Annotated in this window: 14 protein-coding genes; 6 read left to right on the top strand and 8 right to left on the bottom strand. The window is 59.7% G+C overall.

Annotated elements, in window-relative coordinates:
- Window positions 1-225 precede the first annotated feature (225 nt).
- Window positions 226-828 (top strand): cold-shock protein, encoded by a 603-nt coding sequence (locus tag HBO19_RS28660; protein ID WP_169954663.1) that lies wholly within the window; start codon window positions 226-228, stop codon window positions 826-828.
- A gap of 82 nt (window positions 829-910) precedes the next feature.
- Here HBO19_RS28660 and HBO19_RS02700 read toward each other — a convergent pair whose 3' ends face one another.
- Together HBO19_RS02700 and HBO19_RS02695 are read right to left on the bottom strand one after the other, a co-directional pair.
- Complete coding sequence (locus tag HBO19_RS02700) at window positions 911-1,117, bottom strand: SlyX family protein (RefSeq protein WP_057441383.1); 207 nt, start codon at window positions 1,115-1,117, stop codon at window positions 911-913.
- 3 nt (window positions 1,118-1,120) lie between these two features.
- On the bottom strand, window positions 1,121-1,546 hold the full coding sequence (locus HBO19_RS02695) for an HIT domain-containing protein (protein ID WP_170056851.1): 426 nt from the start codon (window positions 1,544-1,546) through the stop codon (window positions 1,121-1,123).
- Window positions 1,547-2,273: 727 nt separating this feature from the next.
- Here HBO19_RS02695 and HBO19_RS02690 point away from each other — a divergent pair.
- Window positions 2,274-3,569: an OprD family porin gene (locus tag HBO19_RS02690; protein ID WP_169954661.1), complete on the top strand. Its 1,296-nt coding sequence runs from the start codon at window positions 2,274-2,276 to the stop codon at window positions 3,567-3,569.
- A gap of 176 nt (window positions 3,570-3,745) precedes the next feature.
- Here the strand turns inward: HBO19_RS02690 and HBO19_RS02685 are convergent, their stop codons facing one another.
- Window positions 3,746-4,588, bottom strand: coding sequence for a mechanosensitive ion channel family protein (locus HBO19_RS02685; protein WP_170041896.1), 843 nt, complete (start codon window positions 4,586-4,588; stop codon window positions 3,746-3,748).
- A gap of 127 nt (window positions 4,589-4,715) precedes the next feature.
- Window positions 4,716-5,201, bottom strand: coding sequence for a YajQ family cyclic di-GMP-binding protein (locus HBO19_RS02680; RefSeq protein WP_007933288.1), 486 nt, complete (start codon window positions 5,199-5,201; stop codon window positions 4,716-4,718).
- A 137-nt stretch (window positions 5,202-5,338) separates the two neighbouring features.
- Here HBO19_RS02680 and HBO19_RS02675 point away from each other — a divergent pair, with 137 nt between their 5' ends.
- The 3 genes from HBO19_RS02675 to HBO19_RS02665 are packed head-to-tail and all read left to right on the top strand — an operon-like array spanning window position 5,339 to window position 8,920.
- The gene (locus tag HBO19_RS02675; protein ID WP_170056850.1) at window positions 5,339-6,256 is read left to right on the top strand and encodes a putative 2-dehydropantoate 2-reductase; all 918 of its coding nucleotides are present in this window, start codon (window positions 5,339-5,341) and stop codon (window positions 6,254-6,256) included.
- Window positions 6,257-6,302: 46 nt separating this feature from the next.
- Entirely contained in the window at window positions 6,303-8,339 is a 2,037-nt protein-coding gene (locus tag HBO19_RS02670; protein WP_170057090.1) for an ATP-binding protein, read from the top strand.
- Window positions 8,340-8,341: 2 nt separating this feature from the next.
- Window positions 8,342-8,920, top strand: coding sequence for a cob(I)yrinic acid a,c-diamide adenosyltransferase (locus HBO19_RS02665; protein WP_169954658.1), 579 nt, complete (start codon window positions 8,342-8,344; stop codon window positions 8,918-8,920).
- A 495-nt stretch (window positions 8,921-9,415) separates the two neighbouring features.
- On the opposite strand, the gene HBO19_RS02660 is transcribed toward HBO19_RS02665, so the two are convergent.
- The 3 genes from HBO19_RS02660 to secA all read right to left on the bottom strand — a co-directional run bounded on the left by HBO19_RS02660 (window position 9,416) and on the right by secA (window position 14,492).
- Entirely contained in the window at window positions 9,416-10,360 is a 945-nt protein-coding gene (locus HBO19_RS02660) for a Nudix family hydrolase (RefSeq protein WP_170056849.1), read from the bottom strand.
- A 58-nt stretch (window positions 10,361-10,418) separates the two neighbouring features.
- Window positions 10,419-11,636: a bifunctional glutamate N-acetyltransferase/amino-acid acetyltransferase ArgJ gene (argJ, locus tag HBO19_RS02655; RefSeq protein ID WP_169954656.1), complete on the bottom strand. Its 1,218-nt coding sequence runs from the start codon at window positions 11,634-11,636 to the stop codon at window positions 10,419-10,421.
- A gap of 120 nt (window positions 11,637-11,756) precedes the next feature.
- The gene (gene secA, locus HBO19_RS02650; RefSeq protein WP_169954655.1) at window positions 11,757-14,492 is read right to left on the bottom strand and encodes a preprotein translocase subunit SecA; all 2,736 of its coding nucleotides are present in this window, start codon (window positions 14,490-14,492) and stop codon (window positions 11,757-11,759) included.
- 308 nt (window positions 14,493-14,800) lie between these two features.
- Here secA and HBO19_RS02645 point away from each other — a divergent pair, with 308 nt between their 5' ends.
- Window positions 14,801-15,256 carry a DciA family protein gene (locus tag HBO19_RS02645; RefSeq protein WP_169954654.1) on the top strand — a complete coding sequence of 152 codons (456 nt, stop codon included), beginning with the start codon at window positions 14,801-14,803 and terminating at the stop codon, window positions 15,254-15,256.
- A 129-nt stretch (window positions 15,257-15,385) separates the two neighbouring features.
- Here the strand turns inward: HBO19_RS02645 and HBO19_RS02640 are convergent, their stop codons facing one another.
- Window positions 15,386-16,864, bottom strand: coding sequence for a helicase HerA-like domain-containing protein (locus HBO19_RS02640; RefSeq protein ID WP_170041960.1), 1,479 nt, complete (start codon window positions 16,862-16,864; stop codon window positions 15,386-15,388).
- Between the last annotated feature and the right edge of the window lie 20 nt (window positions 16,865-16,884).

Below are 16,884 nucleotides of genomic sequence, written 5' to 3'. Positions count from 1 at the left end.
GGGTTTGCCGCATAAATGCCATGATCTTCGCAACGCCTTGAAACGCTTGATTTGAGAAGGCACAGGCTTTGCTGTTAAATAGGCAGCGTGTCGCCACCGCTATTTCCTGCGGCAAGCGGCATAGGCTGAATAATCGCGCACGTGTCCAACGCCTCCCATTGTTCAGAAGCGAACCGTGCCAGTCAGCTCTTCCTTCGTGATCCGTCTTAACGTGAGTTAATCAAAATGTTGAAAATCGTCCACCTGCTAACGGGCGCTGCAGCTTTGCTGCTGTCCTTTATCCCGAGCCTGCAACCAGAAAGCCTGCCGTACCTGCAACAACACGACGCGCTGTACCTGGCTCTGTTCGGCCTTCTCAACCTGACGCTGGCGCCAGTGATCCCCTACTGGAACAAAGGCACACGCCATCAACTGCAAAACCTGGTCAGCGCACTGCTGGTGCTGACTGTCGTCGTACAAACCCTCACCCTCCTGGCCCCCATGCCTGAAGTCGGTGGCCATCCAGCCATCCTGCTCAGCCTGGCCATTGCCGTAGTCGCTATCGTTCTTCACCTGGCCATCAGCTTCTACCGTTCGTCTGCCCCGGCCTCCTCGCAAAACTACGATATGACCAACCGGGATACCGGGACCGTCAAGTGGTTCAACACCTCCAAAGGCTTCGGTTTTATTTCCCGGGATTCGGGCGACGATATCTTCGTCCACTTCCGAGCCATTCGCGGCGAAGGCCATCGTGTCCTGGTGGAAGGCCAGCGCGTGGAGTTCTCCGTGATGAACCGTGACAAAGGCCTGCAAGCTGAAGACGTGATCGCCGCCCTGCCGCGTCGCTGATCCCAGAACAGGCCCGAAAAAAAACCGCGATGCAGTTGATACTGCATCGCGGTTTTTTATCGCCGGGAGTTTACCCGCCCCCTTAATAATGAGGCGGCGGCGCTTCTTCCTCGGAGGATTCGAACTGCCCGCCCATTTCTTCCTGACGCTTGAGTAAGGCCGTCATCTGCAATTGCAGGCGTTCTACCGCTCGTTGCTGGGCAACCAGGATGTCATTCAAGGTCTCGATGGTGTCGTCCTGGAAAGCCAGGCGGCTCTCAAGGTCCATCACGCGGTCTTGCAGGTCCATGGCTCAGTCCTGGGCAAAAGTGAATTCGGGCGGCAACAACTCGCGCAGGCGGGTACGAATCAGCGCGACCTGAGCGTCGGTATAAGGCACCGCCGGGTGCCTGCCCCAGACGGGGGCAGGCCAAGCCGCATCGTCGCGTTTGCGCACAATCACGTGCACATGCAGCTGGTTGACCACGTTACCCAGGGCGCCAATGTTCATTTTATCGGCGCCAAACCCGTCATTGAGCAACCGCGCCAACGTCGTGGTTTCTTGCCACAGGCGGGACTGGTCGTCCGCGTCGAGCTGGAACACTTCGCTGATACCGGCAATGCGCGGCACCAGGATAAGCCAGAGGTAGTTAGAGTCATTGGACAGCAGCAGCCGGCACAGGGGGAATTCCCCGATGGGCAAGGTGTCGTTTTGCAGACGTGGATCCAAGGCGAACACCGCAGGCACTCCGTTCGGCTAGTCAGTTTCAGGCGCCCAGCATACCTGCGAATGGCGGCTGCTTCACGGGGCAATCCGCGCGCGCGCCATGGGCAATCGCACGACCGGGCACCGACGCACCAAAATGAGTCTTTTATGCCCCGCATCGGGCAGGGCCTATCCGCCGATTACTCACCGTGCAGGGTGAACCGGTAACATTTCTGACAGAAACACATTTTTATCCGTTCGAAATCCCGCACAGCCGAGGCCCTGAATTCCAAAAAAAACCACGCAAAAGCCCCGTGCCCAGGCGGTTTTCACAGACCCAGCACATTTTTCACGAAAAAATGACATCTGCCCGACAGTTTGAGCACGCTTGTTGCATTCACTCCCCTATCGTCGACAACGGCACCTGCCAGGAAGGCAGTGCTTCACGATAAAAACAACAGTGAGTCAATACAAAAACAGGAAGTTTTAAACTTTGAACAGGGTACTTTGCACCTCTGTCCAGGGTATTAAAAACAGTATTGAAGTTGTCAGTCTGGTTACAAGCAGACTGTAGATTTGCGACATGGATCTAGCAATTTACGACAGCCTCGTAAAGAAGCTGAAAGGACAGATGTGCAAGTATCGCCAATTATTGCCAGCGTGCTATAAGTTTGCGCTGTCACAAAAAAGAAAGAGCCGCCCAGACAAAAATATAGGTGGGACGGCAGTACTCTTCCTAAAACCAAAGGAGCAAATCACGATGCGCGTGATGAAGTGGAGCATGATCGCCCTCGCTGTTTCAGCAGGCACCTCACAGTTCGCAATGGCGTCCGCCCAAGACGATGCCAAGGGCTTTGTCGAAGACAGTACCTTCAGCATCAATACCCGCACCCTGTACTTCAGCCGAGACAACCGCAACAACAAGTCGGGCACAAGCTACACCCGGGAAACCGGCCTGGGCTTCAACGGTTTGTACCAGTCGGGCTTCACCCAGGGCACCATCGGTGTGGGTGTTGACGTTATCGGCCTGCTCGGCGTGAAACTGGACAGCGGCAGAGGCCGTAATGGCACTGGCTTGTTCCCGGAAGGTTCGGATGGCCGCTCAGAGGATGAATACTCCAAGGGCGGCGGCGCCATCAAGTTCCGTCTCTCCAATACCGTGCTGAAAGTCGGCGACCAGTACACCACCGCACCGGTATTCGCATCCGACGACAGTCGCTTGCTGCCAGAGCTGCCACAAGGTATCTCGATCGTCAGTAACGAGATCAAGGACCTCAAGCTGGAAGCCGGTCACTTCACTTCCAGCGTGGCCCAGGCGCAGACCTTCAAGGACAGTATCCTCGACTTCCCTGAAACCTCCCGAGGCATCAAGCAAGCCAATTTCGTAGGCGGCACCTACGGTTGGACGCCTGAGTTCACCACCAGCCTCTACTACTCGAAAGTCGAAGACTACTGGCGCAAATACTACGCCAACGTCAACTGGACCCACGCCCTGAGCGATGACCAGTCGGTGGCCGTAGACTTCAACATCTATGACACCAAGAGCGACGGTGCCGGCCTGCAACGCGCCTACAAAGACGACGTTACCAAACTCGACAACCGCGCATTCAGCTTGCAGGGTGCCTACACCATCGGTGCACACACCTTCACCCTGGCGGCCCAGAAGGTTACCGGTGACGGCGACTACGGCTACGGCATCGACGGCGGCGGCACAGTGTTCCTGGCCAACTCCATTGCACGTTCCGACTTCAACGCCGAAGGCGAGAAATCCTTCAAGGCCCGTTACGACCTCGACATGGCCACCTTCGGTGTACCTGGCCTGAGCTTCCTGGCTGCGTACGTCACCGGTAGCGGCGCCAACACCGCCCTGACCTCGAACGGGAAAGAATGGGAACGCGATCTTGAAGCCAAGTACGTGATCCAGAGCGGCCCGGCCAAAGACCTGAGCCTGCGTATTCGCCAAGCGACTTATCGTTCGTCTGATGGCGTTTACTACGGTTCTTCGTCCATCGATGAACTGCGTCTGATTGCGCAATACCCGTTGAACATCTTGTAATCAAAGATGCCCGAGGGCTTCGGCCCTTAATGAAAAAGCCGCTCACTTTTAACCAGTGAGCGGCTTTTTTATTGCACTTTTATTTCTGCGACCTTGATAACTAGCAAGCTAACTATCAAGTTTATTATCGAGACAAAACCTGACTCTTCAGCCAAGTTAAATCCCTGCACCCGTTCTTATTTGGCAGGCGCTTCTTGCATCACGCGAATAACGCGCTGCGGGAACGGGATATCAATTCCGGCCGCTTTCAAACGGTCCCGCGCCAGTTCATTGAACATGAACATCACGTCCCAATAATCCGCAGTCTTGGTCCATACACGCAGGGAAACGGTGATCGAACTGTCGCCCAGGGTCGAAACCACTGCGACAGGCTCGGGATCCGCCAGAACCCGTGGATCCTTGGCCAATTCCAGCAGCACTTGACGGGCTTTCTGCAAATCGGCTTCGTAGTCGACACCCACGTCAAACACCACCTTGCGGGTTGGCTGGCGATTGGTGTTGGTGATGATGCCATTGGACAAGATGCCGTTAGGCACAATGACCGTCTTGTTATCGCCGGTACGGATCACCGTGTGGAAGATCTGGATGCTATCGACGGTACCCGCCGTGCCCTGGGCTTCGATCCAGTCACCGATACGGAACGGGCGGAACAGCAGAATCAGCACGCCACCGGCAAAGTTGGCCAGGCTACCTTGCAACGCCAGGCCAATGGCCAGGGTCGCGGCACCGATCGCGGCGACAAACGAGGTGGTTTCGACTCCGATCATCGAGGCTACGCTGACGATCAGCATCACCTTGAGCACGATGTTCGCAAGGCTGGTCACAAAGCCCTGCAACGCCAGGTCCGCATTGCGCAGGGCCAGCAGGCGTCCTACCTTGTGGGTCAGCTTGTTGATCAGCCACCAGCCAATGGCCAGGGTCAATACCGCCAGCAATACGCGGCTGCCGTATTCCATGATCATCGGGACCCAGGCTTGGGAAGCCTTGATCAATTGATCCACTTCAGCGTTCAAATCCATCTAGATTCTCCTGTCTAGCACTGCAAATAAAGGTCGCCACAGCAATTGAGCCCCGAAGGGCTCAATCGTTTCTGCAGGTTCTGGGGCGTGGGACGTCGAAAAGCCCCGCGGGTTCCCCAAAACCGGATCAGTCGCGGAAGTTATTGAACTGCAGCGGCATATCGAAGGTCTTGGCGCGCAGGGCGGCAATCGCCTCCTGCAAGTCGTCGCGCTTCTTGCCAGTGATACGCACCTGCTCGCCCTGGATTGCGGCCTGGACCTTGAGCTTGGCATCCTTGACGTGAGCGACGATCTTCTTCGCCAGCTCCTTGTCGATACCTTCCTTGAGCACGGCCTCCTGCTTCATCAACTTGCCCGACGCATAGGCATCCTTGACTTCAAGGCATTGCACGTCGATTTTGCGCTTGACCAGGGCCAGTTTGAGGATCTCGATCATCGCTTCGAGCTGGAAATCGGCTTCAGCGGTCAGGTTGACCGTCAGTTCCTTTTCCTTGAACTCGAAGCTGCCCTTGCCTTTCAAGTCATAACGACGGTCCAGCTCCTTGACGGCGTTCTCGACGGCGTTGGTGACTTCGTGCTTGTCCAGTTCAGATACCACGTCGAACGACGGCATGTAGTTTCTCCAATAAAAAAGGGGCGCGGCTCAGTAGAGATGGAGCACGCCTGGCTTGCGGGTAAAATGCCGGGGCATTATAACGACTCTTTACCCTGAGCTGCTTGGCTCACCCGGCGGCTTACGGAGCAAAATTGATGTCCACCACCTGGCATGTCCTCGGCGCAGGCAGTCTCGGCACATTATGGGCCACACGCCTGGCCCGCGCAGGCCTGCCCGTTACGCTGATCCTGCGAGACCAGGCGCGCCTGGCCCGCTACCGGGCAGTGCCGGGGCTGACCCTGGTCGAGCAAGGGCATGCCCAGACTTATCCGGTGACGGCACAAACATCCGACAGCCCCGAGCCGATTGATCGCCTACTGGTCGCGTGTAAAGCCTACGACGCACCTGGTGCCGTCGCTCAGTTGGCCCAACGCCTGACACCCAACGCCGAGGTGATCCTGCTGCAGAACGGCCTGGGCAGCCAGGACGCGGTTGCCGCGCAACTGCCCCAGGCGCGTTGCATCTTCGCTTCCAGCACCGAGGGTGCGTTTCGCCAGAGCGATGGCAGCGTAGTGTTCGCCGGCCATGGCTTTACCTGGCTGGGTGACGCCACCCATCCCACGGCGCCGCTGTGGCTGGACGATTTGCACGCTGCCGGCATTCCCCACCAGTGGAGCACCGATATCCTCACGCGCCTGTGGCGAAAACTGGCACTCAACTGTGCGATCAATCCTCTGACCGTGCTCTATCAATGCCGCAATGGCGGACTACAGGCGCATCAATGCGAAGTAGCGACCTTGTGCGCCGAACTCGCCGAGCTGCTGGAGTGCTGCGGCCAGCCGGCGGCAGCCCAGGATTTGCAAACCGAAGTGGAGCGGGTGATCCAGGCGACGGCGGCGAACTTCTCGTCGATGTACCAGGATGTGGCCAACGGGCGGCGCACCGAGATCAGCTATCTGCTCGGCCATGCCTGCCAGGCGGCCTTGCGCCATCGCCTGAGCTTGCCACACCTGCAACAACTGCAGGTGCGCCTGGCCGGCTACCTGGACGCACGCGGATTGCCCAGCGACTGAGGCACGCGCTACCCTGCCGACTTGATCCTTGCCTGCGAACAACCTGATGCCACTGCGCCAGCGTCTCGAAAATCTCCCCGTTGGGCAGAAATTGCTGGCGGCCCTGCTGGTACTGCTGACCACCGTGCTGCTGGTGGCCAACCTGACCTTTATCAGCGCCGCCTACTGGATCTCCCAGGAAAGCATGGCCCCGCAAGCCTTGCAGGCTATTGGTCGGCTGGTCTCCAACCCGGCCCTCGCCGCGCAAGCCCTGGATTCTCCCGCCAAGGCCGACGCCCTGCTCAACGAGCTGACCAGCTATTCGCCACTACGGGCGGCGGCCCTGTATGACGGTGAAGGCAGTCGCCTGGCGCAGCTACAACACGGCGACCGCCTGCAACTGCCGGCACACTACCGCGACATCGAAGCCTGGCGGGTCACCGAATTTCGCAGCAATCAAATCATCACCCTGCCCCGCCCCGGCTTGCCCTCGGGGCATTTGCTGCTGGTGGCCAGTAGCGAACTGCCGGTCGCCTTCTACACCGGCACCCTGACCGCCAGCCTCGGCATCCTGATTTTCAGCATCCTGCTGTGGCTGGTGATCGCCCGACAGATCAAGCGCCTGATTACCCGGCCCATCCATGAGCTGGAAGAATTGTCGCGCCAGGTCACCCGCGAGGAGAACTACGCCCTGCGGGCCGGGCGCGGCAACCATGACGAAATCGGCAGCCTGGCCGAAGCGTTCAATACCATGCTGTCACGCATCGAAGCCCGCGAGCAGCAGCTCAAGCGTGCGCGGGACGACTCCCAGGCCGCCTATGACCAGGCCCAGGGCCTGGCCGAGGAAACACGGCATACCAACCGCAAGCTGGAGCTGGAAGTCCAGGTGCGCAGCAAAATCGAGAAAAAACTCACCGGTTTCCAGAATTATCTGAACAGCATCATCGACTCCATGCCATCTGCCTTGATCGCCCTGGACGAGCAGCTCTATGTCACCCAATGGAACCAGGAAGCCAGTGCCCTGTCCGGCACACGCCTGGGCGAAGCCCTGAACCAGCCGATCTTCCTTGCCTTCGAGCCGCTCAAGCCCTACCTGCCGCAGCTCAAGGCCGCGGTGGAACAGCACACGGTGGAGCGCATCGAGCGTGTCACCTGGGTCAAGGACGACGAGCCCAAGCACTATGCCCTGACCTTTTACCCGCTGATGGGCGGCGCCGGGCGCGGGGTGGTGATCCGCATCGATGACATCACCCAGCGTCTGTCCCTGGAAGAGATGATGGTGCAGTCGGAAAAAATGCTGTCGGTCGGCGGGCTGGCAGCGGGCATGGCCCACGAGATCAACAACCCCCTGGGGGCGATCCTGCATAACGTGCAAAACATCCGGCGGCGGCTGTCGGCGGACCTCCCGAAAAACCAGGAGCACGCCGAACAGGTGGGCGTGGAACTGGAGACGGTCAACCGCTACCTGCAAAGCCGCGAAGTACCGCAACTGCTCGACGGCATCCAGCAAGCCGGGGCCCGTGCGGCAAAAATCGTCACCCATATGCTCAGTTTCAGCCGCCGCAGCAATCGCCAGATGGCACCTTGCGACCTGCCAGCGTTGATCGACCAAGCGGTAGAAATTGCCGGTAACGACTTCGACCTGGCCATCGGCTTCGACTTCAAGGGCCAGGCAATCATCCGCCAGTTCGATCCTTTGCTGGGCCCGGTGCCTGGCACCGCCAACGAGCTGGAGCAGGTGCTGCTCAACCTGCTGAAAAACGCCGCCCAGGCCATCCACCTGCGCGAAGACGACAGCGAGCCGGGGCGTATCATCCTGCGCACCCGGCTCAACCCACCATGGGCCGAGATCCAGGTAGAGGACAATGGCATCGGCATGAGTGAGAACGTGCGCAAGCGCACCTTCGAGCCCTTCTTCACCACCAAGGAAATCGGCCAGGGCACAGGGCTGGGCCTGTCGGTCTCGTACTTCATCATCACCAACAATCACAAGGGCCAGATGGAGGTTCACTCCACCCTGGGCCAGGGCACCTGTTTCACCTTGCGCCTGCCGTTGGCCGGCAGCCAGCTTGCCCCCCACGAACTGACTCAACTGGAGCACTGACCATGGGCTTTCGCCTGTCGAAAATTTACACCCGTACCGGCGACAAAGGCGAAACCGGCCTGGGTGACGGCCGCCGCGTGCCCAAGGATCACCCCCGGGTGGAGGCGATCGGCGAGGTGGACAGCCTCAACAGCCAATTGGGCCTGCTGCTGGCCGGGCTTGAGGAGCAAAGCGGCCAGCATCCGGCGTTGAAGGATGTGATCGAGGTACTGACACCCTGCCAGCATCGACTGTTTGACCTAGGTGGCGAATTGGCGATGCCGGTCTATAAGGCGCTCAATGCGGGCGAGGTGGACCGGTTGGAAGCGGCGATTGATCGCTGGAATGAAGAAGTGGGGCCGTTGGAAAACTTCATCCTGCCCGGTGGTTCGGCGCTGATTGCCCAGGCCCATGTGTGCCGTAGCCTGGCCCGCAGCGCCGAGCGGCGCTGCCAGCAATTGAATGCACTGGAGCCGTTGGAGGGGGTAGGTTTGGCGTACATCAACCGGCTATCGGATTTGCTGTTTGTGGCAGCAAGGGTGATTGCCAGGCGGCAAGGGGTTGCGGAGGTTTTGTGGCAGGCGGCGGCTAAGCCGCACTGAGGTTATTGCTGGATTTTGTATTGCTTGAGCGGGCCTCATCGCGGGCAAGCCCGCTCCCACATTTTGATTTGTGAATACACTCCAATGTGGGGGATTTTGTGGCAAGCGGCTAGGCCGCACCGAGGTTAATGCTGAATTTTGTATTGCTTGAGCGGGCCTCATCGCGGGCAAGCCCGCTCCCACATTTTGATTTGTGAATACATTCCAATGTGGGAGATTTTGTGGCAAGCGGCTAGGCCGCACCGAGGTTAATGCTGGATTTTGTATTGCTTGAGCGGGCCTCATCGCGGGCAAGCCCGCTCCCACATTTTGATTTGTGAATACATTTCAATGTGGGAGATTTTGTGGCAGGCGGCTAGGCCGCGCTGAGATTCTGCGGGGTTTTGTATTGTTTGACGGGGCCTCATCGCGGGCAAGCCCGCTCCCACATTTTGATTTTTGAATACACTCCAATGTGGGAGCTGGCTTGCCTGCGATGGGGCCGGCACTGACGACTCACACCTCAGGCCAGAACGCCCGAATCCCCGCAACACCCTGCGCCCCGCTCTCCCAGGCCTTCTCCCGCTCGTCAGGCCCAACCCCACCCAACAGGAACACGGGCTTGCTGAAGCCTTTGATCAACTGCGCCGCCTGCTCCCAACCCAGAGGTTGCGCATCAGGGTGAGTCTGGGTCGGCTGCACCGGTGACAGAGTGACGAAGTCCACGTCCATCAATTCGGCCAATGCCAGTTCTTCGGCATTGTGGCAAGACGCCGCCAACCAGCGGTCCTTGGGCAACGGCCGGCCTTTGCTGGCGTATTTGCGCAGTTGCGCCGAAGTCATGTGCCATCCCGCCGCAGGGAAGTCGCCGAGCCATTCGAATGGCCCCTTGAGCATCAACTGCGCCTTGCCGGCACACAACCCCACTGCATCCACCGCCAGGTCGCGGTACTTGGGGTCGTAGCCATTGGGCGCGCGCAACTGAATCAGCTTGGTGCCACCGGCAATGGCTTTCTGGATACCGCGCAACAGCACCGGGGTTTCCAGTTCGCCTGGGGTGATCAGGTAGTCGGCGGGCAGGCGGGCAGCAGCGACGATTGGTGCGTTGGCCGCTGGAAACTCGTAGCTCTGCAAGTCCCGTGGCGCCACCCATTCAAGAGGCTGCCCTTCTGCGCCATGGGGCTCGCCGGTAAACGCCGAAACCTCCCAGACATCCAGCAGCACCTGCTTGTCCGGGTAATCATGCTGAACCTGGATCAACGGCCGTGCGGTAGTGACCTGGATACCCAGTTCCTCCAGCAGCTCTCGGCCCAGTGCGGCAAAAACCGATTCATCGGCCTCCACCTTGCCTCCTGGAAACTCCCATAGGCCGCCCTGGTGCTGGGTGTCTGCACGACGCGCGAGCAAAATCCGGCCATCGGTACCGCGAATGACTGCGGCTGCTACATGAACTCGTTTCACGGTATTACGTCCTCTAAGCCGGCGCCTGCCGGGGCATTGCCAATGCCCCGAACAGGTATCAGGTGCGGTATTCGGCGTTGATCTTCACGTACTCGTGGGACAGGTCGGTGGTCCAGATCGTTTCGCTGCACTCACCGCGCCCCAGTTCGATACGGATGGTGATTTCTTCCTGTTGCATCACCGCCGAGCCCTGGGCTTCGGTGTAGGTTTGGGCACGGGCGCCACGGCTGGCGATGCACACATCGCCGAGGAACACGTCGATCTTGCTCACATCCAGGTTCGGCACGCCGGCACGGCCAACTGCAGCGAGGATCCGGCCCCAGTTCGGGTCGGACGCAAACAGCGCGGTCTTGATCAGCGGCGAGTGGGCCACGGTGTAGCCGACATCCAGGCATTCCTGGTGATTGCCGCCGCCGTTGACTTCAACGGTGACGAACTTGGTCGCGCCTTCGCCGTCACGCACGATGGCCTGGGCCACTTCCATGCACACTTCAAATACTGCCTGCTTCAACGCCGCGAACAGCGGGCCGTTGGACGAGGTGATTTGCGGCAGGTTGGCTTTGCCGGTGGCAATCAACATGCAGCAGTCGTTGGTCGAGGTATCGCCGTCGATGGTGATGCGGTTGAATGACTTGTTGGCGCCATCGAGCATCAGGTTTTGCAGCACGTCACGGGAGACGTTGGCGTCGGTGGCGATGTAGCCGAGCATGGTCGCCATGTTCGGGCGGATCATGCCCGCGCCTTTGCTGATGCCGGTCACGGTGACGGTCACGCCTTCATGCACGAACTGGCGGCTGGCGCCCTTGGGCAAGGTGTCGGTGGTCATGATTCCGGTGGCCGCGGCCGCCCAGTTATCCACGGACAGGTCGTCCAGCGCGGCTTGCAATGCGCCTTCGATTTTTTCCACGGGCAACGGCTCGCCGATTACCCCAGTGGAGTACGGCAGCACCTGGCTGGCGTCCACTCCGGTCAACTCCGCGAGTTTGGCGCAGGTGCGCGCAGCCGCGGCCAGGCCAGGCTCGCCGGTGCCGGCGTTGGCATTGCCGGTGTTGGTCAACAGGTAGCGCACCGGGCCTTCGACACGTTGCTTGGCGAGGATCACGGGCGCCGCGCAAAACGCGTTCAGGGTGAACACGCCGGCGATGGTCGAACCTTCGGCACAGCGCATCACTACCACGTCCTTGCGCCCGGGGCGCTTGATTCCGGCCGAAGCGATACCGAGTTCAAAACCGGCAACCGGGTGCAACGTGGGCAAAGGACCAAGACCAACAGCCATGAATGCGCTCCTTAACGATGTGATGTCTGCACCGTCGTCGTCGACGGTGATTAAATGGCAAAACGCCGCGACGGCTGATGCCGGTCGCGGCGCGGGGTATTGCAGCTTCAGGCAAAAATCTTAATTGATTTCGCCGTGGCAGTGTTTGAACTTCTTGCCCGAACCGCACCAGCACGGCTCGTTGCGGCCCAGCTTCTGCTCATTGCGTACCGGCGCCTGGGCCAGGGCCACATCGACCTCTTCGCCCAACACTTGCGGCGACTCAAGGCCTGGTGCTTCGTCATGCTGGAACTGCATGCGCGCGGCAAGGGCTTCGGCTTCCTGACGCAGACGGGCTTCTTCCTCGATCGGGTCTTCGCGACGCACCTGAACATGGGACAGCACACGAATCGAATCGCGCTTGATCGAATCCAGCAACTCGGAGAACAGCGTGAACGACTCGCGCTTGTACTCCTGCTTCGGGTTCTTCTGGGCGTAGCCACGCAGGTGGATGCCGTGACGCAGGTGGTCCATGGTCGACAGGTGGTCTTTCCACAGGTCGTCCAGCACGCGCAGAACGATTTGCTTCTCGAAGGTGCGCAGCGCTTCGGCGCTGGCTTGCTCTTCTTTCTCGTTGTACGCGGCCAGCAGTTCGGCCATCAGTTTTTCGCGCAGGGTTTCTTCGTACAGGTGGTCGTCTTCGTCGAGCCATTGCTGGACCGGCAGATCGACACCGAAGTCGCTCTTCAACGCCGCTTCCAGGCCGGCAACATCCCACTGTTCAGGCAGGGACTGTGGCGGGATATGGGCGCTGACCGTGGCGTTGAGCACGTCCTGACGGAAGTCGGCGATGGTTTCGCCAATGTTGTCGGCGGCCAGCAACGTGTTACGCATGTGATAAATCACTTTACGCTGTTCGTTGTTGACGTCATCGAACTCCAGCAGTTGCTTACGAATGTCGAAGTTGCGGCCTTCGACCTTGCGCTGGGCCTTTTCGATGGCGTTGGTCACCATGCGGTGCTCGATCGCTTCACCGGACTGCATGCCCAGGGCCTTCATGAAGTTCTTCACCCGATCCGAGGCGAAGATACGCATCAGGCTGTCTTCCAGGGACAGGTAGAAGCGGCTGGAACCGGCGTCGCCCTGGCGACCGGCACGGCCACGCAGCTGGTTGTCGATACGACGCGATTCGTGACGCTCGGACGCGATCACCTGCAAACCACCGGATTCCAGCACCGCCTGGTGGCGTTTCTGCCAGTCGGCCTTGATCTGGGCGATCTGCTCAGGGGTCGGGTTGTCCAGGGAAGCCACTTCCACTTCCCAGTTGCCGCCCAACAGGATGTCGGTACCACGACCGGCCATGTTGGTGGCGATGGTCAGTGCGCCCGGGCGACCGGCCTGGGCAATGATCTCGGCTTCTTTTTCGTGGAACTTGGCGTTGAGGACCTTGTGCTCGATACCTTCCTTGTTGAGCAGGTTCGACATGTGCTCGGAGGTTTCGATGGTCGCAGTACCCACCAGGACCGGACGGCCTTGGGTCATGCACTCCTTGATGTCGGCGACGATGGCTGCGTATTTCTCGTCAGCGGTCAGGAACACCAGGTCGTTGTAGTCTTTACGCGCCAGCGGTTTGTTCGGCGGGATGACCATCACCGACAGACCGTAGATCTGGTGGAATTCGAACGCTTCGGTATCAGCGGTACCGGTCATGCCGGACAGCTTGTTGTACAGGCGGAAGTAGTTCTGGAAGGTGGTCGAGGCCAATGTCTGGCTCTCGGCCTGGATATTGAGCACTTCTTTGGCTTCGATGGCCTGGTGCAGGCCTTCGGACAAACGACGACCGGGCATGGTACGGCCGGTGTGTTCGTCGACCAGTACCACCTGGCCGTCCTGGACGATGTATTCAACGTTGCGGTGGAACAGCTTGTGGGCGCGCAGGCCGGCATACACGTGGGTCAGCAGGCCCAGGTTGTGTGCCGAGTACAGGCTTTCGCCTTCCGCCAGCAGGCCGATCTGGGTCAGCATCTCTTCGACGAACTGGTGACCGGCTTCGTTGAGCTCGACCTGGCGGGTCTTCTCGTCGATGGAGTAATGACCTTCTTTGGTCACCACGCCTTCCACTTCCTCGATATGTTGCTCAAGGCGCGGGATCAGCTTGTTGATCTCGGTGTACAGGCGCGAGCTGTCCTCGGCCTGGCCGGAGATGATCAGCGGGGTACGGGCTTCGTCGATGAGGATGGAGTCGACTTCGTCGATCACGGCAAAGTTGAGTTCGCGCTGGAATTTTTCTTCCATGCTGAACGCCATGTTGTCGCGCAGGTAGTCGAAACCGAATTCGTTGTTGGTGCCGTAGGTGATGTCGGCGGCGTAGGCGGCGCGCTTCTCTTCCGGCGGCTGGAACGGCGTTACCACGCCGACGGTCAGGCCGAGGAATTCATACAGCGGGCGCATCCAGTTGGCGTCCCGGCGGGCCAGGTAGTCGTTCACCGTCACAACGTGCACGCCCTTGCCGGACAGTGCGTTGAGGTAAACACCCAGGGTTGCTACCAGGGTCTTGCCTTCACCGGTACGCATTTCGGCGATCATGCCTTCATGCAGGGTCATGCCGCCGATCAACTGGACGTCGAAGTGGCGCATGCCCATCACCCGCTTACCGGCTTCGCGGGCGACCGCAAAGGCTTCGGGCAGCAGTTTGTCGAGGGTTTCACCTTTGGCTATGCGGGCCTTGAACTCTTCGGTCTTGGCGCGCAATTGCTCGTCCGACAAAGCAACCATCTGCTCTTCGAAGGCATTGACCAGCTGCACCGTCTTGAGCATGCGTTTGACTTCGCGCTCATTCTTGCTTCCAAAAAGTTTCTTTAACAAAGGCGCAAACATATCGGCAGGTTCTTCCACACATTAGGGATGAAGGGGCGCCCCGTAAGTCGCCCGAGCAGCCCTCACGGCCGCATGCGAACGAGCATTCTACCCGGAAACGAGGGTGAGGAAAGTGGCGTTGTTCCACGATGCAGACACAGCGTTACGGGAGGGCTTGTTTAAAATAAGGGCTTTTTGCTGAACTTCAACCCATTCGAGCGAGAAGTTACTTATTGATTTAATGGATAAACTGCTGACAAAGCAATGACCAAGGTGCCGCACACGCTTTCTGCTACCATGGCCGCTCTGTTACCTAAGGTGTCTAGATCATGGCATTTCGCCCTCTTACGGCCCGTGCTCCCGCCGTGTTGCTGCGCGAAGCCAAGCCATTAAAAGCCATCTTTGGCCATGCGCAACGCCTGGGCCACCTGCAACGCCTTCTGGAAACCCAACTACAACCTGCGGCCCGCGAGCACTGTCATGTGGCGTCATGGCGTGAAGGCACGCTACTGCTGATCGTCACCGATGGGCATTGGGCGACCCGCCTGCGTTACCAGCAAAAACGCTTGCAGCGCCAGTTACAGGCGTTTGATGTGTTTGCCAGCCTGCTGCGCATTCAGTTCAAGGTCCAGCCACCGACCGTACAGCAAGGTGCGGTGGGGCATACCATGGATTTGTCGGTGAATGCCGCCGAAACCATCCAGGCGACGGCGGACGGGATTAGCGATCCAAAGCTGCGTGCGGCGCTGGAGCGGCTGGCCAGTCATGGCAAGCCCAAGGCCTGAAAACTGCACAACCCCATGTAGGAGCGAGCTTGCTCGCGATTGCGGCGTGCCAGTCGGCACATGTATCGACTGAGACACCGCAATCGCGGGCGAGCCCGCTCCCACAATGGGTTGTATAGACCTTGATGGCTACTTACGCTTGCTACCACCAAGCAAGGACCCCAGCAGCCCGCGCACCAACTGGCGGCCCATCTGGTTGGCCGCCTGCTGCATCGCAGACTTGAGGGCCTTGCCCGCGGTGGTTCCCAGGAACGCGCCGGCCTTGTCGGTGAAGCTCGGTTCTTCAGCGGCAGGCGCAGCACTTGCCGCAGGTCCCAGCTCCTTGCGTGCCATCAGCACTTCATAGGCCGACTCACGATCAACCGGCTTGTCGTAGCGCCCCAAAAGCGACGAACTGGCGATCAAGGCCGTACGCTCGGCGGCGGTCAATGGCCCGATCCGTGATTGCGGCGGTGCCACCAGCACCCGTTGGACTACCTCAGGCGTGCCTTTTTCCTGCAGCGTGCCCACCAGCGCCTCACCCGTGCCCAGTTCGGTCAACACCGCCAGCGCATCAAACGCCGGGTTCGGCCGAAAACCATCGGCCACCGCCCGCAGGGATTTTTGTTCCTTGGTGGTGAATGCGCGCAGGCCATGCTGGATCCGCAAGCCCAACTGGGCCAGCACGTTGTCCGGCAAGTCGCCCGGCGATTGGGTGACAAAATATACCCCCACGCCTTTGGAGCGAATCAGCCGCACCACTTGTTCCAGGCGGTCCTGCAAGGCCTTGGGCGTATCGGCAAACAGCAAATGCGCCTCGTCGAAAAACAGCGCCAGCAGCGGCTTATCGGCATCCCCGCGCTCCGGCAACTGCTCGAACAGCTCCGCCAGCAGCCACAGCAAAAAGGTCGCATAGACCTTGGGCGACTCGTGCACCAGGCGGCTGGCATCCAACAGATGAATGCGCCCTCGCCCATCGCTGGCCGGTTGCAGAATATCTTCCAGTTGCAGCGCCGGTTCGCCGAACAGGGCTTCGGCGCCCTGCTGCTCCAGCACTGCCAGGCGCCGCAGCAAAGCCTGGCTGGAGCCAGTGGTCATCAGGGCAGCGTCATCGCCCAGCAGCTCGGGATGGAACTTGAGGTGGTTGAGCAGGGCCTTGAGGTCCTTGAGATCCAGCAGCAGCAAGCCCTCGCGGTCTGCCACTTTAAACGCTGCATATAGGGTCGACTGCTGGCTGTCGGTCAACTCCAGCAGGCTGCCCAGCAACAGTGGGCCCATTTCGCTCAAGGTTGTACGAAGTGGATGACCGGACTGACCGTGGATATCCCACAGAGTTACCGGATATGCCTTAGGTGCGTAATTCAGGAAAGGCATGCCGGCAATCCGCTCGGCCACCTTGCCCTGGGGGTTGCCCGCGGCGCCGAGGCCACACAGGTCACCCTTGATATCGGCGGCGAACACCGCGACGCCAGCATCACTGAACGCCTCCGCCAGCCGCTGCAACGTCACGGTCTTGCCGGTGCCGGTGGCGCCGGCAATCAGGCCATGGCGATTAGCCAGGCGCATGGCCTGGGCAATGGGCTGGCCTTCAAGGTCTGCGCCAATAAGAAGTTGCGAGGAGTCAGGCATTTTGTCACCCATGGTTAATC

Origin of the sequence: Pseudomonas sp. WS 5021 (genome assembly GCF_012985535.1) — a bacterium.
Lineage (GTDB): Bacteria > Pseudomonadota > Gammaproteobacteria > Pseudomonadales > Pseudomonadaceae > Aquipseudomonas.
The sequence above is the reverse complement of the archived record's forward strand: the minus strand, read 5'-3'. Positions and strand labels throughout refer to the sequence as shown.

What these genes read in the sequence shown, in the direction of transcription:
- HBO19_RS28660 (WP_169954663.1), top strand. Translation starts at nt 226, where the DNA reads ATGTTGAAAATCGTCCACCTGCTAACGGGCGCTGCAGCTTTGCTGCTG.
- HBO19_RS02700 (WP_057441383.1), bottom strand. Translation starts at nt 1,117, where the DNA reads ATGGACCTGCAAGACCGCGTGATGGACCTTGAGAGCCGCCTGGCTTTC.
- HBO19_RS02690 (WP_169954661.1), top strand. Translation starts at nt 2,274, where the DNA reads ATGCGCGTGATGAAGTGGAGCATGATCGCCCTCGCTGTTTCAGCAGGC.
- HBO19_RS02685 (WP_170041896.1), bottom strand. Translation starts at nt 4,588, where the DNA reads ATGGATTTGAACGCTGAAGTGGATCAATTGATCAAGGCTTCCCAAGCC.
- HBO19_RS02680 (WP_007933288.1), bottom strand. Translation starts at nt 5,201, where the DNA reads ATGCCGTCGTTCGACGTGGTATCTGAACTGGACAAGCACGAAGTCACC.
- HBO19_RS02675 (WP_170056850.1), top strand. Translation starts at nt 5,339, where the DNA reads ATGTCCACCACCTGGCATGTCCTCGGCGCAGGCAGTCTCGGCACATTA.
- HBO19_RS02670 (WP_170057090.1), top strand. Translation starts at nt 6,303, where the DNA reads ATGCCACTGCGCCAGCGTCTCGAAAATCTCCCCGTTGGGCAGAAATTG.
- HBO19_RS02665 (WP_169954658.1), top strand. Translation starts at nt 8,342, where the DNA reads ATGGGCTTTCGCCTGTCGAAAATTTACACCCGTACCGGCGACAAAGGC.
- argJ (WP_169954656.1), bottom strand. Translation starts at nt 11,636, where the DNA reads ATGGCTGTTGGTCTTGGTCCTTTGCCCACGTTGCACCCGGTTGCCGGT.
- secA (WP_169954655.1), bottom strand. Translation starts at nt 14,492, where the DNA reads ATGTTTGCGCCTTTGTTAAAGAAACTTTTTGGAAGCAAGAATGAGCGC.
- HBO19_RS02645 (WP_169954654.1), top strand. Translation starts at nt 14,801, where the DNA reads ATGGCATTTCGCCCTCTTACGGCCCGTGCTCCCGCCGTGTTGCTGCGC.
- HBO19_RS02640 (WP_170041960.1), bottom strand. Translation starts at nt 16,864, where the DNA reads ATGCCTGACTCCTCGCAACTTCTTATTGGCGCAGACCTTGAAGGCCAG.